The 19,951-nt window shown below is 59.9% G+C and carries 18 protein-coding genes; 12 read left to right on the forward strand and 6 right to left on the reverse strand.

The window, feature by feature from the left end; translation table 11 throughout:
- Nucleotides 1-28 precede the first annotated feature (28 nt).
- The 6 genes from HTIA_RS08845 (at nucleotide 29) to HTIA_RS08860 (ending at nucleotide 4,413) form a co-directional block, all read left to right on the forward strand.
- Nucleotides 29-1,117 carry a DUF4268 domain-containing protein gene (locus tag HTIA_RS08845; protein ID WP_008524528.1) on the forward strand — a complete coding sequence of 363 codons (1,089 nt, stop codon included), beginning with the start codon at nucleotides 29-31 and terminating at the stop codon, nucleotides 1,115-1,117.
- 115 nt (nucleotides 1,118-1,232) lie between these two features.
- On the forward strand, nucleotides 1,233-1,883 hold the full coding sequence (locus HTIA_RS08850) for a hypothetical protein (protein ID WP_021029455.1): 651 nt from the start codon (nucleotides 1,233-1,235) through the stop codon (nucleotides 1,881-1,883).
- Between the two features lie 97 nt (nucleotides 1,884-1,980).
- Nucleotides 1,981-2,241: a group I intron-associated PD-(D/E)XK endonuclease gene (locus HTIA_RS17450; protein WP_158413123.1), complete on the forward strand. Its 261-nt coding sequence runs from the start codon at nucleotides 1,981-1,983 to the stop codon at nucleotides 2,239-2,241.
- On the forward strand, nucleotides 2,234-2,410 hold the full coding sequence (locus HTIA_RS16655; protein WP_008524530.1) for a hypothetical protein: 177 nt from the start codon (nucleotides 2,234-2,236) through the stop codon (nucleotides 2,408-2,410). Before HTIA_RS17450 ends, HTIA_RS16655 begins: the two co-directional genes overlap by 8 nt.
- Nucleotides 2,411-3,481: 1,071 nt before the next feature.
- Nucleotides 3,482-3,886 carry a type IV pilin gene (locus HTIA_RS08855; protein ID WP_008524532.1) on the forward strand — a complete coding sequence of 135 codons (405 nt, stop codon included), beginning with the start codon at nucleotides 3,482-3,484 and terminating at the stop codon, nucleotides 3,884-3,886.
- Nucleotides 3,883-4,413 (forward strand): type IV pilin, encoded by a 531-nt coding sequence (locus tag HTIA_RS08860; RefSeq protein WP_008524533.1) that lies wholly within the window; start codon nucleotides 3,883-3,885, stop codon nucleotides 4,411-4,413. The genes HTIA_RS08855 and HTIA_RS08860 overlap by 4 nt, the downstream gene beginning before the upstream one ends.
- 428 nt (nucleotides 4,414-4,841) lie before the next feature.
- Here HTIA_RS08860 and HTIA_RS08865 read toward each other — a convergent pair whose 3' ends face one another.
- The gene (locus HTIA_RS08865) at nucleotides 4,842-5,684 is read right to left on the reverse strand and encodes a TrmB family transcriptional regulator (protein ID WP_008524535.1); all 843 of its coding nucleotides are present in this window, start codon (nucleotides 5,682-5,684) and stop codon (nucleotides 4,842-4,844) included.
- A 268-nt stretch (nucleotides 5,685-5,952) separates the two neighbouring features.
- Here HTIA_RS08865 and HTIA_RS08870 point away from each other — a divergent pair, with 268 nt between their 5' ends.
- Nucleotides 5,953-6,957, forward strand: coding sequence for a transcription initiation factor IIB (locus tag HTIA_RS08870; protein WP_008524536.1), 1,005 nt, complete (start codon nucleotides 5,953-5,955; stop codon nucleotides 6,955-6,957).
- Nucleotides 6,958-7,061: 104 nt separating this feature from the next.
- Nucleotides 7,062-8,294, forward strand: coding sequence for an MBL fold metallo-hydrolase (locus HTIA_RS08875; RefSeq protein ID WP_008524538.1), 1,233 nt, complete (start codon nucleotides 7,062-7,064; stop codon nucleotides 8,292-8,294).
- 2 nt (nucleotides 8,295-8,296) lie between these two features.
- Here the strand turns inward: HTIA_RS08875 and HTIA_RS08880 are convergent, their stop codons facing one another.
- The 5 genes from HTIA_RS08880 to HTIA_RS08900 all read right to left on the reverse strand — a co-directional run bounded on the left by HTIA_RS08880 (nucleotide 8,297) and on the right by HTIA_RS08900 (nucleotide 14,816).
- Nucleotides 8,297-10,606, reverse strand: coding sequence for a type B DNA-directed DNA polymerase (locus HTIA_RS08880; RefSeq protein WP_008524540.1), 2,310 nt, complete (start codon nucleotides 10,604-10,606; stop codon nucleotides 8,297-8,299).
- Between the two features lie 11 nt (nucleotides 10,607-10,617).
- Nucleotides 10,618-10,989, reverse strand: a complete 372-nt coding sequence (locus HTIA_RS08885; protein WP_021029457.1) for a hypothetical protein — start codon at nucleotides 10,987-10,989, stop codon at nucleotides 10,618-10,620.
- Nucleotides 10,990-10,994: 5 nt separating this feature from the next.
- A complete protein-coding gene (locus HTIA_RS08890; RefSeq protein ID WP_008524544.1) occupies nucleotides 10,995-11,933 on the reverse strand; it encodes a P-loop NTPase family protein in 939 nt (312 codons plus the stop codon).
- A 169-nt stretch (nucleotides 11,934-12,102) separates the two neighbouring features.
- Complete coding sequence (locus tag HTIA_RS08895) at nucleotides 12,103-13,668, reverse strand: hypothetical protein (RefSeq protein ID WP_008524546.1); 1,566 nt, start codon at nucleotides 13,666-13,668, stop codon at nucleotides 12,103-12,105.
- A 137-nt stretch (nucleotides 13,669-13,805) separates the two neighbouring features.
- On the reverse strand, nucleotides 13,806-14,816 hold the full coding sequence (locus tag HTIA_RS08900; protein ID WP_008524549.1) for a Cdc6/Cdc18 family protein: 1,011 nt from the start codon (nucleotides 14,814-14,816) through the stop codon (nucleotides 13,806-13,808).
- Between the two features lie 248 nt (nucleotides 14,817-15,064).
- On the opposite strand from HTIA_RS08900, the gene HTIA_RS08905 reads away from it, so the two are divergent.
- From HTIA_RS08905 to HTIA_RS08920, 4 genes are all read left to right on the forward strand, one after another.
- On the forward strand, nucleotides 15,065-15,370 hold the full coding sequence (locus HTIA_RS08905) for a toxin-antitoxin system TumE family protein (RefSeq protein ID WP_008524550.1): 306 nt from the start codon (nucleotides 15,065-15,067) through the stop codon (nucleotides 15,368-15,370).
- A gap of 21 nt (nucleotides 15,371-15,391) precedes the next feature.
- Complete coding sequence (locus tag HTIA_RS08910; RefSeq protein WP_008524551.1) at nucleotides 15,392-15,796, forward strand: HVO_A0114 family putative DNA-binding protein; 405 nt, start codon at nucleotides 15,392-15,394, stop codon at nucleotides 15,794-15,796.
- A 281-nt stretch (nucleotides 15,797-16,077) separates the two neighbouring features.
- Nucleotides 16,078-17,973, forward strand: coding sequence for an AAA family ATPase (locus HTIA_RS08915; protein ID WP_008524552.1), 1,896 nt, complete (start codon nucleotides 16,078-16,080; stop codon nucleotides 17,971-17,973).
- A 4-nt stretch (nucleotides 17,974-17,977) separates the two neighbouring features.
- Entirely contained in the window at nucleotides 17,978-19,927 is a 1,950-nt protein-coding gene (locus tag HTIA_RS08920; protein ID WP_008524553.1) for an ATP-binding protein, read from the forward strand.
- Nucleotides 19,928-19,951 lie beyond the last annotated feature (24 nt).

A 19,951-nucleotide genomic window follows, 5' to 3' on the forward strand; every position in this document is an offset into this window, starting at 1 on the left:
TTTGGGTGGCTCCTCGCATCTATCGGTAATGTCATTGATCGGCTTCCGCCGCGAGGATGACGAGATCGAGTATTTGGAGGAGGTGGAGTACAGCGAGGAACATCTAGAGGACGACCTACACAAGGTGATCCACAGTGATCCGAGGCTAGTGATGGGGACGCTCACGACCCGAGAGAACGTCGTTCTTGGGAGTAAGCTCCAGTTGCCGACCGGCAAGGAGCCGGATCTACTTGTTTGTGACAAACGCGGGACGCTCACGACGATCGAGTTCAAACGCGACCGGTCGCCCCGATCTGCCGTGACCCAACTCTTTGATTATGCATCCTCACTGGCCCGGATGGACCAAGACGAGTTTTTCGACCTCACCGACTACGAGTCTCTGGAGGAACTCTACGGGGCGTTCGATCACGAAGAAGACTCGGAGTTCGACATCGACGACTTCGAACGGGAGTTCACTGAGGGACTGGAGTCGCCCCAGCTCATGCTGGTCGCGTACACGATGACCGACGATGTCCGGCGAATGACGCGGTGGCTACGGGATGCACACGACCTGAAGATCAACTGCGTCGAATTCGATTACTACGAGAAGAACGACGCCGAGATGTTCGTCCCGACGATCATCGGTGCCGACGAGACGCAAGAAATCAAAGAGCAGGAGGAGTCACCGAAACAGAAGAAGTATAGACGGTTCTTCGGCGAGGTGCTTGAACGATTTAAAGAAGAACTCCCCGGCGTCACCAGCAGGAGTGCCAGTAGCGACAGCTGGCTCACGATTCCGGCCGGCCACACGGATGTCGAATTCGTGTGGCACTTCAAAGGGGATCCTGGCGACAAGGAGTTCCACGTCGTGATGAACTTCCAGTTTGACGAGTCCGCACAGAACGAGGAAATGCTTGAGACGATGCAGTCGGCGATCGAAGACCGTTCACTGGACATTTCCGGAGAGATCCACTCAGAAGAGTACGGCAGTAGCGGGTACACGCGACTCTATGTCAAACGTGAGGTGGGCCCACTGGACGACGCTCTGGAAGACGAGGATCTCAAAGTGTGGGCCGTTGACCGGCTGGTGGAATTCCATGAACAACTGACGCCAGTTTTAAACGAGGAATTACAATAGAACGGCGGGAAAGAATTGCCCTTAGTGATGGAAAGAACGTCTACGCAGACTATGTTCGACGATGGATCGGAGATGTGGGGAGAATCTTTTGTCAGTTCCAGATCTTAAGTTCATCATGTCCCGTATTCGTCAGGCTCTCGATCTCGCAATCGAGTCTACTGCAGAGTCGTTCCTGGAGAATCCAGCCAACTTTAGCGATGAGCGAGCCCTCGCTGAGGATATCCGTTCCCGATTGAATACACTACTGCAACCAGTTTCTGTGGTTACTGTGATGGTTGAAGAGTCGTCGGGAGCGAAGGGAAATATCACGAACCACGAAGCATATACTGCGCACTATCGAGAAACCACAGAGATTGATCGCGCACAGTGCGAGGTTGGAGGGAAAGCGTTCCCAATTGGCGGACAAGAACGGCTTGACATGGGTATTTTCTCGGACAGCATTGAGATTCGGGTTGTTGGCGGGACACAGGAGTTCAATCCGTCCGATCTGTCTACAGCACTCGAATTCAAGTACGTCAAGAACACGAACTACCTTCGTTACCGGCCCGACGACAAGGACAGCAAGTACCACGAAATTGCTGATGACATTAAACGGCTCGGGACTCTTTCCGGCCACATTGATTGCCGGTGCGTTGTCTTCTCTAACTACGACCTGTTTCGACGGGACAGGGATGCAGACGCCAAGCGGAGGCTGCTAGAGCTAGCTGATCAAAGTGGTGTAACTCTCCAATTCGTCTTGCCGGCTCCGCTCCAATCCTCAAGCTGAAACGAACTCTTCCGACGGTAAACGTCTCCGAGATAATGGATATCACCCAGCCTGGCGAGTGCGCCCGTATCCTTAAGACAACTGTTGTTGGGATTAGATGATAATTGCAAGAAACGAAGGGCACGTTCAGGGTGAATTAGCAGAATTCGCGGTTGCGGCGGATTTGGTTAAGCAAGGATGTCGCGTCTCGTATACCCACGGAAAATACAAATACAGCCTCGTCGCGGACAGCGAAGATGACCTTCACAGAATGCAGGTCAAGAAGGCGATAGGGACGGCGACAAGCCGTGGAAGTACCGGCTGTTCACTGACCGGTACGAGGATGGCGATGTCGCCCTTTCGCCAGGTATGTGTTTGAAGAGGACGCTGTATTTTACGTCCCTGATGAAGAAGTCGGATCGGAATTCCGAATCAACATTAGATCGAAGGACGAGATGAACGAGGCCAATGCTGAACGGGCCAAGCTGATAGATTACTATACCCTTGACCGGGCGCTTTCTGCTCTTACCGATAGCGAAACCTCTTGAGACGAAGAGCCGATAAACGGAGGACCACCATCGATCATACTCATACTGAATAGCACGGCGTACGTCACTGGAAATGAATCAGAGTTAATTGTGTGGTGTGTCTGTAGCTCCTGATCCACCATTTCACGGCCGTTTTCGCCAGCGCATCTATGGCTAATGAGCCAGAGCGATCTGGAAGTTCTCCGAGCGGGCCCATACAGTGTGCCGCGAACGACAGTGAGCGGCCGCTGTATCATCCCCGAGGAATTGAAGGAGACGAGTCGCGCGCAGCGATAGCGAGCACGTCTCGGCGTGGTTCACAATCCGAGCGGGCCCATGCAACAGTGAGGCGTTCTGTGGCTGTTCAATATTCCGGGTAGAACCACCTATCAACCCCAATATCGGCAAGAACGCATGTTCGGGGATAGGGGTTCGAAATCACCGACTGGACGGGCTGGTCGATTACGACAGTCTAGAACTGGCTCGACGGCCACGACATCGAGACGCGAGAGCAGAGTGAGTCCCACGACCTCGACGACGAATTGCTCGAATACATCGACTGGTTGTCGCCAAAGAAACGCGAGGACTTGCGGGCGATCGCGATCGAGAAGCGAGGGACTGAACAAGCGCGGTGACGCGGCGTCGAGCCTGCCACAGTAACAGACGCAAACCCGAGCCGTCGACCGGCTCGAAACGATCGCTGAAGAGCAAGAGTAATCTCGCCGGACAGGGGGGAGGGAAGCCCGGCGAGCGGCAATTGATGGCATCGATCGAGAGAGTCGATCGGGAAGGCCATCGGGGGCGACCACAGATAGCCATTCACGACGGATCGCGGGCGACGTATCCGTGGTCCGGACAGCAGTCGACCGTGATCGCGACGTTCGTGGGACCGGCGAGGTGGCCGGCCCAGGTAAACTCTCTGGCGGACAGGTATGTAAATCCAGTGGATAGTTTCAAAACCGGAAGCCGACGCCGCAATTTCAAGATCTGAAAATGCCGTCAGACGGGTTCTTAAGCAACGTGAAAACGGTAGTTCGGAGCCAAACAATCAATTATAGTTTTTATACTACTGGGTGGACGTGTCTGTGTCGCATGAAATTGAAAACGTTCCTCTTCGACGAGGACCGAGGCGTATCGCCCGTAATCGGCGTCATCCTGATGGTCGCCATCACGGTCATTCTCGCGGCCGTGATCGCGACGTTCGTGATGAACATGGGGCCGAGTGAGGAGCAGGCACCGACGTCGAGCTGGGACTTTGAATATAATAGTACTCTGAACTTCGTCAACGTTACTCACGATGGTGGTCAAGATGCAGTGAAGTCCGAAATATCATTCAGTGAGTCCGTTGACACGGACTTCCCAGATGATACAATTTCCGCAGGTGATAGAGCCATTATTGACGTTAGCTCCCTATCGTCGGGGGACACGCTTGAGGTCATCTGGAATTCCGATGAGGAAGACAAGTCAGATGTCCTCGCAACGTACGAGATCCCATGAACCTGAAAAGCTACCTACTTGACGACGACCGAGGCGTATCGCCCGTGATCGGCGTGATCCTGATGGTCGCGATTACCGTGATCCTCGCGGCCGTGATCGCGACATTCGTCATGAATATGGGGCCGAGTGAGGAACAGACTCCAACGGCGAGTTGGGACTTCGATGAGGGGACCAACTCATTAACGATCAAACATGATGGTGGTAGTGCCGTTCAGGCCAACGAACTGAAGGTCGTCGCGAAATCCTCGTCTGGTGGGAGTGAAGAAGTGTACTTCGATGATGCTAGTGGTGTGACTGGTTCCTGGTTATCGTCCACTAGTGAATACGGTAGTAGTGACCAAATCGAAGCGGCCGACACATACACCATTGTTGATAGTAGTGGATCGCTCTCCGGCAATGGGGCTAAAATGAGTACGTCTAGTACCGGAGGAGACCCAGGTCAATTTTCAGATATTGAGGAAGTGCAAATCGTCTGGGAATCCGCCGAAGAGGACAAATCGGATGTCCTCGCAACCTGGGAAGCCTGACGTAGCGCCGTAGAAGTTCTCTTCTCGCTTTTTTCTCACACGCCCGCGACACGTTGGTAGCCCGTGCCACGCGTCCGGGCCTCGCAGACGCTTGTCGGCAGGCGACGGCATTACTCTCAGTCGCTTCCTTCCAGACGATCGAGACCGCTGTCAGTGATGAAATCATAGGAGTTGGTTGACGACGGATTGCTTTCGCTCGGTTTGATTACACTGTCACGTCGTTTGCCGTATCGACGCGGAAGAGATCGGCCAAATCGACGAGATCGTTGAGGATATTCTGAAGCGTCCGATACGAGAACGTCACCCGGTACTGGCGGTTGAGTATCACCGGAAGAACGCAATTGACAATCAAGAGTGTATTCAAACAGTTCTAACACTCTTAACCCAGGGAACGAGTCCTGAAGTAGCCGGGAGGAACGATTCGAAGCTTACGACGTCGCTTCCGCGCGCTGTCCGCCGCGCTGGATCGCGTCGGCGAGTAGCGGGCGCATCATCCCAACGAGCGGCGCGGTGTCGCCGTCGGTCCAGACCGCCCGGTGCTTGCGGACGCCGGGCAGCGACGTCTGGATGTCGGCACTGACGAGCAACTGTGCGCCGTCGACCATCAGGATCGCGCTGACGGCACCGGGCTGGATCGGGTGAGAGTCCCACCACGTCCAGGTTTCCTGGACGCGGGCCTCGGGCAGCGCCGTGCGAAGCCGCTCGCGAACGGACTCGGCCGGCGACCCGATCACGATGTCGACGCCGCGATCGCTGGCTGCCCGCAACGCCGTGAGCAATTCGTCGGTCAGCAACTCCTCGACGGCGATCGCGAGCAGCACCTCGTCGGTCGCGTCGTCGAGCAGCCCCTCCATGCGCTCGCTGACTTCCGCGTCGCCCTCCATGACCCAGACGTCGCCGTCTTCGTCCCCCTCCGACGCCGGCGACTGGAGCCGGGGGAGCAGCGTGCCGATCCGATCGAGTACCGTCGACAGCTGCCGGTCGAGCATCGACACCGCTTCGTCGGGGTCGACCGCGCGGAACTCCCGTGGAGAGCCCTGCTGGACGTCGACCAGCCCCCGCTCTTTGAGTCCGTCCATGCAGTCATAGACGCGAGCACGCGGGACGTCCGCGACCTCGCTGACCTCCTTTGCCGTCCCCTGGCGGATGCGCTCCAACCCCACGAAACACCGGGCCTCGTACTCGGTGAAGTCCAACGTCTCGAACAACTCGACGACCTCCTCGACGACTGATCGGTCCTCCGCGGCCGAACCGGATGATTCCCCTGTCATTGTCGTGTTGACGCCCCGCCGGTTACCCACTGTTCGGGCTACGGCAGAATAATCCTTTGGACGTTTCTACGCGTATCGTAACACACGAGCCGACTCTGACAGGCCGGAGATCGGGAGAATGCGGTGTAAGCAGCCAACAATGCGGATGCCCTCGAACATAGTACGATCGAAGTAATCACTCTGTTTCTACCAAAGTAAAAAATAGACGTAACACCTAAATGTCCCCGTCGGTTACGAGAGGATACGCGAGACAGGCGGCAGACCCATCATGTCAGGAACGAATTCGGTACGGACGATAGCCGAGCACCGGACGAGCGAGCGGAGCACCGACACGAAGCAATCCGGTCGCGTCGAGACCTGTCCGGAGTGTGGCGGGACAGTCACGACCGACGACGGGCACGGCGAGCGCGTCTGTGAGCAGTGTGGCGTCGTCCTCGAGAGCGATGCAATCGACCACGGCCCGGAGTGGCGCGCGTTCACGCCGTCCGAGAAAGACGAGCGCAGCCGGGTCGGCTCGCCGACGACGAAACTCCTCCACGACGAGGGGCTCTCGACGAGCATCGGCTGGTCGGACAAGGACGCAAGCGGCCGGACGCTCTCGCCGTCCCAGCGCGAGAAGATGAGTCGCCTCCGGGTCTGGGACGAGCGCTTTCGGGCGACGGACTCGCGGGATCGAAACCTCAAGCAGGCCCTCGGTGAGATCGACCGCATGGCATCGGCGCTGGGCCTGCCCGAGAACGTCCGGGAGACCGCGAGCGTGATCTACCGGCGCGCACTCGACGAGGACCTGCTTCCGGGCCGATCCATCGAGGGGATGGCGACGGCGTCGCTGTACGCCGCCGCTCGACAGGCGGGGACGCCCCGGAGTCTCGACGAATTCGAGCCGATCAGTCGCGTCCGCCGCCAGAAGTACGCCCGCGCCTACCGGTATCTCGCCCGCCAGCTCGAACTCGGCATCGCGCCGGCGGATCCCGCGGAGTACCTCCCACGGTTCGTCTCCGAGCTCGAACTGAGCGACGACCTCGAACGCAAGGCCCGGGAACTACTCTCTGCCGTCAAGAAGACAGGCCAACACAGCGGAAAGAACCCGACCGGCCTCGCCGCCGGCGCAATCTACGCCGCCGGCCTGCTGACCGGCGATCGCATCACCCAGCAGGAGGTCGCCGAGACGGCCGACGTCAGCGAAGTCACGATCCGGGACCGGTACTCCGAGCTGCTCGAAACCCTCGAGGGCGATCAGATCGACGCCCGCAGCGAGCGCGGCGGGAACTAACGGGGCGCTGACTATTTCGACAGCCAGGCCCGACACGGCTTGGCTGTCGACACGCCGGAGGCGTATCGACGAAATCAAACGTCCGAACCGGCTACCACGCAGTGATGGATGTCCAGTTTCTCGGCGGGGCCGGCGAGGTCGGCCGGAGCGCGATCCTCGTCAACGACTCGCTCCTGCTGGATTACGGGATGCAGACGGGGACACCCCCGCAGTTTCCGGTGGGTTCCGTCGAGCCCGAGGCTGTCGTCGCCTCCCACGGCCACCTCGATCACGTCGGCTCGATCCCGTCGCTGCTCTCGGGCGACCGACGCCCGCCGATCCACTGGACGCCGCCGACCCGGGAACTCGCGCTGACGCTCGCCCGGGACACGCTGAAACTCCACGGCGGCACCTACGACTGTCCGTTCACCGCGGTCGACGTCAGGCGCGTCACCCAAGTGTCGGAGACGCACGGCTACCGCGAGCCCTTCGAGGCGGCCGGCCACGAGGTCACCTTCTTCAACGCCGGCCACATCCCCGGCAGCGCCCACGTCCTCGTCGACGACGGCGAGACCCGCTTGCTGTACACCGGCGACTTTCACACCGACAACCAACGGCTGGTCGCAGGAACCACGGCTCGTCCGGACGCCGACGTGGTCCTCACTGAGAGCACCTATTCGGACGTCTCCCACGAGGACCGGGCGACCATCGAGGAGCGCTTCACCGAGAGCGTGAAGACGACGCTGTGGGAGGGCGGGACGGTCGTGATCCCCGCCTTCGCGATCGGCCGGACCCAGGAGATGCTCATGATTTGTGAAGCCCACGACATCCCCTGCTACGTCGACGGGATGGGGAAAGAAGTGACGAAAATGCTCCGCCGACATCCCGACTTCGTCCGCGATCCCGACGCCCTCCAGCGGGCGAAATCACACGCCCGGTTCGTCGACGGTCGCGACGGCCAGCGGAAACGCATCGCGGCACAGAACACGGCGATCGTCACCACCAGCGGGATGCTCAGCGGTGGCCCCGCGATGTCGTACATTCCCGAGATCCGGGATCGACCGGTCAACAAGATCGCGCTCACGGGCTATCAAGTCGAGGGGACGCCCGGCCGGGAACTGCTGGAGACGGGCAGCGCCGAGATCGACGGCCAGCGCATGCCCGTCGCCGCGAGGGTCGAGTCCTACGACTTCTCTGCCCACGCCGACCGGGACGGTCTTCGCTCGTTCCTGGATGCCTACCGCGAGACGCAACTCCTCGTCAACCACGGCGACCGGTGTGAGCAGTTCGCCGCCGAACTCGCCGAAGACGGCTACGACGCGACGGCCCCCGCGATCGGCGAGACACTCACCGTCTGAGATCAGTGGCCGGATTCCCGGGAGACGGACGAGTCGGTTTGGTGACCGCGATCGACCACATCGAACGCCGACAGCGTCGCGTCCCGCTCGCCGGCGAGTGCGTCCCGGACGTCCGCGTCCGTCCAGCCCAGCGGGCCGAGGACGCCGGTCGCAGCCCTGATCGCCGCCTCGCGGTAGTACCCCGCGTCGTAGTCGCTCCCGTTGTCAATCTCCGGCGCGAGTCGTACCCGGCCCATCCCGTCGCGGTCGTCGTCGCGAACGACATAGACGACATCCTCGCCCGGCGCGTAGTCGAGCCCGATCGAATCCGCCCGCTCCAGCGCGGCGACGGTGCGGGTCCGGTGCGTGTAAGCGTCGACATCCTTCGAAGCGCGATTCCGGACGAGCAGGTCCGTCGTCGGGACATCGCCGGCCGCCAGAACCGCGAGGTGGGCTGCGAGCGTGTCGATCACCGCGCCAGCCTCACGCGTCTCGTCGAACGTCTCGACGAGCGAGCGCTGGAGCCCCGCGACCCACGCCGGCGTCGAGCGCTGCCGGCAGGCGAGGCCGCGCACTTTGTAGGGGTCGTCCTCGCCAGCGTTGCGCCGCCGGCCGACGTACTTCGTCAGCGCCCCGCCCTCGCCGTCGCGCCGGGGACAGAACGCCACCCACTCGAAGGCCCCCTCGTGCTCTAGGGCGATCCCGACGTCGTCGGTGATTTCCGCGGCAATAGCGTCGAGTGGTTCCTGGGTCGCCCCCTCGCGGGCCGTCACCCAGATCGAGTCGACGATGCCGTGAAGGACGCGCCAGCCGCCGGCTTCCAGGCGCTCTTTCGCCGTGAGGAGGACGTCACGGGCGTGGGCGTTGATCGCCTCGTGGACCTCGATCCGGCCGAACTTCGCGTTGCTGAACCCCTGGTAGCCGAAACACGAGACCAGAATCCACTTCAGGGCGTCTACCTGCCCCTGGATGGCACGTCGCTCGGCGGCCGAGAGGTCGTCCTCGGCCAGCCGGCGTTTCATCTCCGCCCGGTCGTCGACGATCGGCTGGAGGACGTCCGGAAGATAGCCCTCGCGATCACAGACGGAATAGCCCAGCTCGGGCACGTCCTCGCCGTCGTGACACGAGCACCGGACCGTCTCTGGCGAGAGGTTGTGCTCGCAGATGACGTTGGGGTACATCGACGCGAAGTCGAGTTCGTGGACGGCGTCGTGGACACCGACCGCCGGCGAGAGCGTCGTCCCACCCCGATCGGCGTCGTGGAGCGTCCGGGCGGTCTTGAAGCGCTCCGGTCGCCAGGCCCGCCACTGGACGAGGACGTCCCGCTCGCGGACGGCCCGGATCTGGATCGCCGTGAGGACGTTGCCGATCGACGCCCAGGACAATTCCTGGAGGGGCTTGCCCGATCGGGCAACGAGATCGAGTGCCCCCGCGAGGTTCGTCTCGCCGAGGAAGAACGTGTTCGAGCGGTCGATCACGACCCGGCCGGGGACGTTGTACCGCGCCGGGGAGTGCATCCGTCGCCCGTAGGACTCGAACGTCGACGCCCCCGCGAGTCGCTGGACGGCCGGGATTTCGTCCCGCGATTCACCGCTCGGGACGCGCTGGAGGCCGAGATCGATCCCGTACTCGGTGGCCGTCTCGTCGAGCAGGGGAAGGATATCGGCCCGTTCGACCCAGAGCACGTCCGGATCGTCGGCGGCCAGCCGCCGTCGAAGGGTCCCGAGCACCGCTTCGACGGTGTCGCCGGCCGGTCGCATCGCCGCCGAATCGGGCGAAGTGGTGGCCGTCGAAGCTGTCGGGGCCGTCGTTCGCGCGCCGATCGCCAGTGCGGTGAGATCGCCCGCAGCCGCCGCCGTCCGGGGCAGATCCAGCCGGAGCACGCGCGGGGGCCGCCCAGGCGTCGGGTCGATCCCGGTTTCCAGACAGTACCGGAACTCCGGCGAGAAATCCACGTCGAACGCCCGGTAGGGAACCCGACCGGGCGGGCCGCGATCCTCGACGAAGCGGGCGACTTCCCGGACCGCACCGACGCGATCGACGGCGATCCGGAGGACGGGCTGGTCGGCGAAGCGAAACCCCGGTGACTTCCACTCGAAGCGGAGGTCTGCAACCGCCGGGTGCATGTCGAGATCCGCCTGGAGATCCGTCAGATCGGCGATACAGGCCTCGGGGTCGAGGTCGCGGTCGGTCATCCCACGCGCCGCGACCGCGTACACCGTCGGGCGATACGCGGCCGCGCGCGATGTCGACCAGGACGGCTGCTCGACGGTGCCGTCGAGCGACCACACGAGCGGGTCGCCGTCGCCGAGGAAGTCGATCGTGAAGACCATCGCCCGAAACCTCACCCTGTTCTTTCGTGTGGAGATGTCTCATTCTCCGCCGAGATTTCGTCGTATTGGTGCCCGAGATCGTCGATCTGTGCTTCGAGGGCGTCAGTTCGATTCGCCTGCTCGCCGATCTCCCCTTCGAGTTCGTCGAGTCGCGCTTCGAGTTCGTCGAGCCGCCGTTCCTGGGCGAGCCCGATCGCGAGCAGGACCGGCACGATCGGGGAGTGGTGGTTCAAATTGCCCGCCGCGTCGGCATGCGTCCGAGCGTGTCCGAGGAGGCGATCGAAGCGCTGCTGGTCCTCGTAGCGTAGCGCCCGCCGAAAAGGGGTCCAGCGGTCCTCGACCGACCGGAGCACGTCCCGGAACGTGGGATTGGTCCGTCCCATCGCGATCACCTGATTTCCTCCGGCCCGATGGTGGGCGACTGTGCGGTCGAACCGGTTCCGCCCGCCGCGACGGAGCCGTCGGACGCGACGGCCGGATGCCGAGCCCGGAGGATCGCCGCCCAGTAGGTGATCGTCGTCTGGTGGATGCCATCCCCGACGCGGTAGACCAGCGTCTCGAAGTCGAGGTCGTCGCACACGAAGCGGGGCCCAAAGCGCGTCTCCTCGAGGCCGATCGTCGTGGCGGCCGTCTCGATCGGGTCGGTGTCGCTGTCAGTCCTGGCCCGCGTCAGGACGACCGGGATGTCGTGCTCGCGGGCGAGCGCGGCGAGGGTCGCCAGCGAGTGGGTGAGCAACCGTCGGGCCTCAACATCCCGGAGTTCCCCCTCGCGATAGAGCGCGTCCAGCGCCGGGGCGACGACGACCGCGGGGCGGTCCGTCGCGGGTGCGCCGAAGGGCGAATCGCCGTCGTCCCGGAGCCACTGGCCGACCTGCTCGACCAGGGTGTAGTGCTGGTGGGTCGTGAACGCCCGAGCGACGTGGACGCGGTCGAGTGCTCGCTCGGCCGGGGCGACGCGGGCGAAGGCGTGGGTCGTGGCATGACCGCCTGCGTCGATCCAGACGACGTCGCCGCCCGCCGAGAGCGCGGTATCGAGTGCGAGCGCGTGAAGCGGGCCGACGACGGCGTCGCGTCGCGATCGCGCGGTTCCCGCGTCGGGTTCCAGCAGATAGAGGTTGTCTTCGAGCGTGGGGAGTTCCGGGAGTGCGAGGCCGTCGTCAACGTCCACGGCGGTCGCCGCGTCGTCGACTGCGCCGCCGGATCGCTGCCGGGCACACTGGCCCGGGAGGCCCTCGCGACTCGAAGCCGGCCATCGCGGGTCCCCGATCGACGAGCCGCCTCGCCGGCTGTCCGTTCCCATCCGTCCGGTGATCGCGTCGTGTTCCATACGACAACGATCCGCCGGGACCGTCAAACCGGCTAGTGTGTCGTTTCATGGTTTCCGGATCGGCCGAAAACAGGGTGAAACCGGGGGACTGCACCGCTATCGGCGTCGTTTCCGGGTCGGTTCCGGATGCCGGGTCGCCATATTGGTTTCCGGAAGCGTCACATGGGACTCACTCCCAGAGGTCCTCGATCCCGACCCGGATCGTGACCGGCCCGTCGGGCGATTCGAGGATCACGGGCGAGCGATCCGCGATGTCTCCCGCTATACTGACCTCGTACGTCGGGGTTTCGAGGCGCACGGTCCCGACGCCGGGCTCGAGCAGGCCGATGGCGTTCCGGAGCCCCGTCGCGTAATCGACGGTCATGATCTGTTCCGGGAGGACTCGCTCGTCGGTCTCGGCCTCTGGGGCGCGCTCGACGGTGAGCCGGTGGTTCCGCCGACTGGTGTCGACCTCGGGATGGACCGCCTCGATGGTGTCACCGCCGCGTTCGATGGACAGATCCGTGGCCGGCGTCACCGCGACCGGGTCGCCGTCGAGTTCGAGTAGCGCCGCGTAGCAGCGGTACGTGTCCTCGAACATGAGGTCACGCGCGTAGGCGTATAGCCCCGGCCCGAGGTACGGAACCGTCCGCCGGTAGCTGTCGTCCGTGTCGTCGAATCCGGGCGGACCGCCGAGCCGCCGCCCGTTGAACAGTGTATGTGTTTTCCGAGCGATGCTCCCGGGCTGGAGCGATCCACCTGGCAGCGGAATGTTCTGGGGTGCGATGTGATACCACGTGTCGTCGTGCAATTTGTATAGTCCCCAGTTGTACGGGTTGAGCCCGAACGCCTGCTCGACGGTGTGATTGACGAGCGTGAAGTCGACCCGCAGCGGGAGGGTTCCCGACTCCGTTCCCGGACGGAGGAAGACCGGGGTCTCCGGGCCAGTCTCGTGGTACCAGACCGTCTTAGTCACGTCTTCGCGGGTGGAAGGCGGCGGCGGGACGTCCCGGCCCGCGTGGATGGATTCTTCGCTCGGCCCGGGCGCGGTCCGGTCCCAGATGCCGATCGACAGGTGGACTTCGGAGGTGTCGGCGGTACTGTATCGCCCGAGGACGGGCACTCGGCCGTCGAACTCGACGGTGTCGGCGACGAGCGCCCACTGCCCGTAGATGGTCTGGCCCGGGGCGAGTCGCAGGTAGTCCGGCGTGTCACGATCGGTGCGCTCCCGGACCCGCCAGACGCCTTCCCCATCACGGGCGAACGACGACTCCCTGTCGGCGAAGTCGTGTGCCGCCGTCGGCTCCAGCAGATGCACAAAGTCGCGTTCCCTGCCCGGGATCGACACGTCCAGATAGTCGTCCGGCCGGAACCAGCCGGTCCCGTCGAACAGCGAGAGCTCCTCGAAGGCGATCACGCGCTCGAAGTCGCCCTCGTTGGTGAGCGTCCCCTCGACGATAGCGGGACCGTCGGCGTCCGGTTCCGACACGAACTGAAAGCTGTCCCACAACCAGTCCTCGTCACCGCCCCCACCGCCCCCACCGCCCAACGCGTAGACGCGGTCGGTGGCCGACGACATCACGATCCGCGACCCGTCCGACTGGAGCGGATCGCGCTCCGGGTCTGGCTCGGGCGGGGTCGCCACCGTCGGCCCCGCGACGGTCGTCGTTACCCCGGGCGTCTCGTCGCTCGCGGGGGCCGTACACCCACCCAGCCCGGCGGCGAGGACCGTCCCGAGGAAGGTACGCCGGCGCATGACCCGGGAGTTCGTCCGGTGCCTGCATAAGTTTTCATCCGACTATCAGTTCCGTGACGTGGGTTCGACCCTGACTGTCGGGTCGTCACCACTCGGCCATGGGTTCCATCGCTCCCCGAAGGTGGACGAACGCACAGCTACTCCTCGGCGATGACGCGATACGTCCGGGTCGGGCCACTCCCGTCGGCCTCGACGAGATTGTACTGTTCGAGTTTCTGGAGCCACGACCGGACCGTCCGCTTCGTCCGGGGATCCTCGACCGCCGCGACGTAGCGATCGTAGACCTCCCGCGGCGGGAGCCCATCGCTCTCCTGGAGGATCTCGAATACGTTCCGTTGCTCCTTGTGGAGTGCCTCGAGGGCCCGCGACCGGACTTCCCGGCGAGCTTCGGGGATCGCATCGTCGACGTGGTCGTCGCGGACAGCGTCCGCGCCGTCGCGGTCAGCCCGCCGAGCGGCACTTCGGAGAATGCTCAGTCCGACCCGGGCGTCGCCGGCGGCGGCGTCGGCGATCCACCGGAGTTGGTCGAAGTCGACGGCATCGGCGGACAGCCCGTGGTCGACGCGGTCGGCCATGATGTCGGTCAACTCCTCGACGTCGTAGCGATCGAAGTGGATCGTCTGGGCAGTGTGAAGCCGGGAGCGGACGCGCTCGTCGAGGCCTGCCAGCAGTTCCTCCTCGTCGTTGGTGATCAACACGACCGCGAACGCCGGGAGGCGATAGAGGTCGTAGATCAGGTGGCCGTCCTCGAGCTGGTCGACCTCGTCGAGCGTGACGATCACGGGCGGGCCGTCGTAGGCTTCGAGCCGATCGAGGAGTTCGTCGTGCGGCGTCGACTGGCGGTGGACGTCGATCGTCCGACCGAGGCCCTCGAGAATCCGGTAGAGGGCTTTGAACCGCGTGTACGATTGCCAGCAGTTGACGTGGATCGACTCGACGTCGAGGGCGGTCTCCCGGAGGCGGCCGACGACGAACTTCGCGATGGTGGTCTTGCCGGCCCCCGAGGGCCCGGTAAGCAGTGCGGACTCGGGCGGTTCGCCCTCGACGACGGGTTCGAGGACGGCCGAGAGCGCGTCGACCTCGCCGTCGCGGTGGACGACGTCGTTCGGGACGAACTCCTCGCGGAGCACGCGGGCGTCCTCGATCATCAGGCGATGGCTTTCGCGGCCAGCGTGATAAGCGGCCGGGGGTCGTTTCCGGGTTTCCGAGTTTCTGGTTTCCGGGCTTCAGGATCGACGCGATCGTGGACATTCTCGAGAGCCCTGTACGCTACAAGTTGATCGACAGGGACGGGAACGGGCGTCGGACCGTGTACTCCGTATATAAGTAGGCCCGCATCCGTATGTTATCGAGTCCATAGGCTTATTCCTATGGAGAACATCACATAGGGTAACGGATGGCGTCCTACACGACCGTCGAAGACTGGCAGGCTGTCGAAAGCGGCTACGTCGTCGACGTGACCATCCGCCAAACGGAGGTTGAGAAGTATCCGAGTGGCTGGGACTACAGCCTTCACCTCGGGGAAGTCGGCGGCGACACCATCCTCCGCTACGACAACGCACACGAACGGACGAAAGGCCACGAGCGGCATACCCGGGACGGTGTCGAAACTATCCAGTTTCCGGGAATGCTGACACTCTACGACCGGTTCAAACGGGAAGTCGAAGCGCAAACCACCGTCTCGTGGGATTGGTCGGCGTAGGACGCCTCCAGGAGAGACACCATGCCCACGCTCAAAGTCACCGTCGGCGAACGCGACCGCCTCGATCAGCGCACGCGCAGCCGCATCAAAGCTGCCCAGGAGGGTGAAGATCTCGACGACGCCCAGCCAGTGCTGAACTTCGGCTCGTACGCTGAACTCAGTCGGCTCCTGAGTCCGAAGAACCTGGAACTGCTTGAAACGATCTCCGAACACGAGCCGGCGAGTATCAGCGAAGCCGCCGAGCTGGTAGATCGCGACTACAAACAGGTCCATCGAAACCTCTCTGAACTCGAAGACATCGGCGTCATCGAGTTCGACGGCGGCGGATCGGGGCAAGCGAAGCAGCCGACACTGGCGTACGACGGTCTCGAGATCGATATTCCCTTTGGGGGATCGAACGGGAACGTCGGCGCAGCCGCGCCGTGATCTAACCGTCCTCAGCGGGTTATAGAACCGTCCATGGCGAATTTTGCGATGCAAACAGGTGGAAAAGCATTCTGAACGGAGTATGATTGCAGAAGGCCGTGCAGGATGGAGAAGAGAAGGTCAGCAGAGAATCAAGAGAACTATTCGCACGAAGTGCTATAATTTAACATGCACTCTGTATTCGTTAGTTGGCCGTCATTCCCTCCGATGCAATTAAGTGGGGACCACACCGAGAAAATTTCAACTTCGTAAGAGACATCCGAGACTCCCTCTCCCAAATCATGGAACTACTCAACGTAAATATCCAAGGATACAAGTCGATTCGAGAAAATCAGAGTATCGAAATTAACGACCTCAACGTTTTACTTGGGGAAAATAACGTAGGGAAGTCAAGCGTCATCGACGCCCTTCAAGACTATCAGGACATCTTCCCCGTTGCAAATGGAAAGGTGTCAAAGTGGGCTCACAAACGAAATACAGGAAAAGAAGCTCGCGGAGAAATAAGGTTCGAACTCGAGTTCCTGTTGACTGAGGAGGAGCATCGTAAATTCCTTGAAGGCGTTAGTGAGGATTCGCAGTTGGGAGAGCAAAAACGAAACCGATGGATAGAGAATGACCAACTCCGTACAATCGAGCACGAGTTGATTCTTCATTCTCAGAGAGATCCCAAGGCACCTCTGAGAGGTGAGTCTAACATGTATGGTAACTTCCGGGATCAAACGGTTCCTCTTCGAATAGGCACCCTCCAAAGTGGCGAATATCTGAATTTCAGAAAGCTGGAGAGTGAATCGTATGGGGGTGGTGAAAGTTCCACGGACGACGATGAATTGATTGACGACGAGATATTGACCGAGAAGAGGAGGGCTTGGGCGAATCTCAAAGATGTTATGGAAGATTCTATCGAGAGTTGGAACTTCATTGAGGCGTTCAGGAATCCAGAGGGCAGGGTAAAAGCGACACGAGATTTGGACCTGGACGGGACCGGAGAGAATCTGTCTAAGGTGTTGTTGACTCTCAGAGGCGAGAAGGGGGACGCTTTCGAAAGAATCTCCAAAGAATACGCCGACATCATGGCAGGGGTTGATGGTATTCGAGCCCCCCTCCCCGAAGAAGACCAAACGACCGTTGTGGTGGATGAGAAGCAATACGATACTGGATTCAATCTAAATGAGGTTTCAGCCGGTTCCAAGGAGATTCTAACCCTTATTACGAAGATAATCCTTTCAGAGACGGACACTGATTTGTTACTAGTTGAAGAGCCAGAATTACACTTACACCCAGGGGCAGAAAGAAAGATACTGGACCTCATCAATGACGAACTCGTCAACAAGTGCCCGCAAGTGATTATGTCCACCCATTCAAGCGTTTTCGTTCATCATTTAGATGTGAAGAACGTATATCGGGTCAAACGAGAAGAAGATACCAAGGTCTATTCCACATCTACATCTGCTATCGGCGCGGACCTGAGAGAATTAGGTTATGAGTACGCTGGGATGTTCCAGTCGGAAGCAGTGGTTCTCGTAGAGGGACTGACGGACAGAGTTGCCCTCCGATGTATCGGCGAAAAGTATGGATTAGACTTTGACGAATACAACATCGGTGTACTTGAACTGGGATCAGGTTCACAGCTGGTAACTCATGCCAAACCCGTATCTCGTCTCTTAGAGGTATTCAATATTCCATACCTCTTTATATGCGATTCAGACTTGGAGGACGAACTAAAGAAAAATGGCGATCCCGCCGACACACCCGAGAAAATAGAAGGTAGAATTGTTGGTAAAGTTAATTCAGATAGTTCTAGGAAAGACGAATGGTCGGATTTAGACTGTGATGACGTTCATGCCTGGCGAGAGACAGAGTTAGAACATTACTTACTACAGGACTTAGACACCCTTGAGAACGTATTCACTACGTTGGACGTAGATGAGATCGAGGAGGACCTCGAAGATACAGAAGGCCAAAAACCAGAGGCTAGGCTCGATGATTTAATTACTAAAAACCATCCGGGAGTGTCAGAGATGAAGGACGAGGTCGATAAAACCACATATATTGAGGAAATAGCTCGAACAATCCGGTTAGAGGAACTACCGAATGAATTCCACGACGTTATGGAAGATATCGGTGCACTCGTTGACGCACGGAACATCGTGAGTGACGGGCGGCCATCGAGGGATTGAAAACATGTCTGAAAAACAAGATTCGGAGTTGAAGATGCGGTTCGACTTGAACGTCTTACAGCACCTTGGGCTTCGAATGTACACAAGTCTTCCTGCCGTCGTGTCTGAGTACGTAGCAAATGCGTGGGACGCGTGGGCGACTGAGGTTGAGATTGAGATACCTCAAGATGAGTCAATGTCTCCAAGTTATGCGATTACTATTGAAGACAATGGTCGGGGGATGACAAAGGAAGAGGTGAATGATGAGTTCCTCGTCGTCGGTCGGAACCGGAGGCAGGATGAAGATAAAGACTACGTTGAGAAAGATGGTCGGCATCGGAAAGTGATGGGGAGAAAAGGGATTGGAAAATTAGCAGGATTTGGGATTGCAGACAAAGTCCAAATCCGGACCTGCAAAGAGGGGAGATACGTCGAGTTCGAGCTAGACTATGGAGAGATGAGGGATGAGGCAAAGAAGGGAAAAGATGCAACGACTACTTATCGGCCGACCATACTTGACGAGGGAGAGACGAACGAAGCAAGTGGAACGCAGATCGTCCTAACCAACCTCGACAGAGAGAAACGTCCACGTGCAAAATACGTTCGCCAACGTCTCGCTCGACGATTTAGTGTCATCGGCGACGACTTTGAGATGGAAGTGAACGGAACGGAGGTCACCGGTGACGAGAGAAATCTCAAAGAACGGTGTGAGTTCCTACGAACATATGAGGACGAACCGATTAGAGAGGGGAGCGAATACACTGTTGACGGTTGGATTGGTACATTACCCAAACCAACACCAGATAATGTCGAAGGTGGGGTTGCCGTGATGGCACGGGGAAAGACAGCCCAAAAGCCGATTACCTTCGGAGTTGCGGAAGGCGGGACTCGTGGGCAGATGGCACTACAATATCTCGTCGGAGAAGTTCACGCTGATTTCCTTGACGACGGACAGAAAGACCTAATCGCGACTCACCGAAATGAAGTTCTCTGGGACAAGCCGGTTGCAAACGAACTTCAGGACTTCTTAGTTGCCGAAATCAAAGAAATTTGTTCTCAATGGCCTGAGAAGCGACGGGAAGAACAGATGGAAGAAATTCGGGACGAAGAGCCATATCAACGGTACATTAAACCGCTTGACGACCGTGAACAGGAATTAGCAGACTCCTTCCTCGGCGAACTCGCGGAAAAGGGAGACTACGACGACGATACTCTCGGAGAAATGGCTTCTTACGTCTCCAGTGGCGTTCAGCAAAAGTCATTTCAGAAACTCCTTGAGGAGATTGAAAATTCGAATATCTCTAACACAGAGCGCTTAGTCGAACTCTTTGACCAATATGAAGTCTTGGACGCAATGAACTCTCTCAGAATCGTTAGGGGGCGGTTCTATGCGATTCAAAAATTCGAGGAACTCATCGAGGAGGGTGAGTCCAACCTAAAGGACCTGCATGGTTTCATTAGTGACAACCCTTGGTTGATAGATCCTCGGTGGGATTATCTAGACGAAGAGCTCGAGGTCCGCAAAGAAATTCAGAAGAACTTTGACACTACGGACCAGCCTAACCGCGTCGGATTCATCAGTTTGGGTGATGCGGATTCGATTCGGTTAGTAGATATCCGACGCACAGATTATATAATCAAAAAGGAGGACCTGGATGAGTTCAAGGATTACATTGACTTCTTACGTTCTATCAGTAATATGAGTCCCATTGACGGACGAAATGTGGAGGGCTATATCGTTGCTTCTGGTGCCGCTGACGCTCGGAATGTGCAAAGCGAAATTCGGCGAATGAAAATGGATGATATGCGAATCCGGACTTACGATGATATCAAGGACATCGCTCGTAGGTCCCACCAAGCCTTCTTGGACGTATTCGAACGGAAAGCTGATCGCACGGAGAGCGAGATGCTCCAAACCTACCTTCGCGAATCCGAACAAATTGGGTTAAACGAATTTTCGTCTGGCTCAGTATAACGAAACATTCGACGTTGAGTCTAG

This window comes from Halorhabdus tiamatea SARL4B, assembly GCF_000470655.1.
GTDB lineage: Archaea > Halobacteriota > Halobacteria > Halobacteriales > Haloarculaceae > Halorhabdus > Halorhabdus tiamatea.

Coding starts and splice junctions, on each gene's coding strand:
- HTIA_RS08845 (WP_008524528.1), top strand. CDS start 29: ATGTCATTGATCGGCTTCCGCCGCGAGGATGACGAGATCGAGTATTTG.
- HTIA_RS08890 (WP_008524544.1), bottom strand. CDS start 11,933: ATGGAACACGACGCGATCACCGGACGGATGGGAACGGACAGCCGGCGA.
- HTIA_RS08875 (WP_008524538.1), top strand. CDS start 7,062: ATGGATGTCCAGTTTCTCGGCGGGGCCGGCGAGGTCGGCCGGAGCGCG.
- HTIA_RS08900 (WP_008524549.1), bottom strand. CDS start 14,816: ATGATCGAGGACGCCCGCGTGCTCCGCGAGGAGTTCGTCCCGAACGAC.
- HTIA_RS08855 (WP_008524532.1), top strand. CDS start 3,482: ATGAAATTGAAAACGTTCCTCTTCGACGAGGACCGAGGCGTATCGCCC.
- HTIA_RS08850 (WP_021029455.1), top strand. CDS start 1,233: ATGTCCCGTATTCGTCAGGCTCTCGATCTCGCAATCGAGTCTACTGCA.
- HTIA_RS08895 (WP_008524546.1), bottom strand. CDS start 13,668: ATGCGCCGGCGTACCTTCCTCGGGACGGTCCTCGCCGCCGGGCTGGGT.
- HTIA_RS08920 (WP_008524553.1), top strand. CDS start 17,978: ATGTCTGAAAAACAAGATTCGGAGTTGAAGATGCGGTTCGACTTGAAC.
- HTIA_RS08915 (WP_008524552.1), top strand. CDS start 16,078: ATGGAACTACTCAACGTAAATATCCAAGGATACAAGTCGATTCGAGAA.
- HTIA_RS08885 (WP_021029457.1), bottom strand. CDS start 10,989: ATGGGACGGACCAATCCCACGTTCCGGGACGTGCTCCGGTCGGTCGAG.
- HTIA_RS17450 (WP_158413123.1), top strand. CDS start 1,981: ATGATAATTGCAAGAAACGAAGGGCACGTTCAGGGTGAATTAGCAGAA.
- HTIA_RS08865 (WP_008524535.1), bottom strand. CDS start 5,684: ATGACAGGGGAATCATCCGGTTCGGCCGCGGAGGACCGATCAGTCGTC.
- HTIA_RS08880 (WP_008524540.1), bottom strand. CDS start 10,606: ATGGTCTTCACGATCGACTTCCTCGGCGACGGCGACCCGCTCGTGTGG.
- HTIA_RS08870 (WP_008524536.1), top strand. CDS start 5,953: ATGTCAGGAACGAATTCGGTACGGACGATAGCCGAGCACCGGACGAGC.
- HTIA_RS08910 (WP_008524551.1), top strand. CDS start 15,392: ATGCCCACGCTCAAAGTCACCGTCGGCGAACGCGACCGCCTCGATCAG.
- HTIA_RS08905 (WP_008524550.1), top strand. CDS start 15,065: ATGGCGTCCTACACGACCGTCGAAGACTGGCAGGCTGTCGAAAGCGGC.
- HTIA_RS08860 (WP_008524533.1), top strand. CDS start 3,883: ATGAACCTGAAAAGCTACCTACTTGACGACGACCGAGGCGTATCGCCC.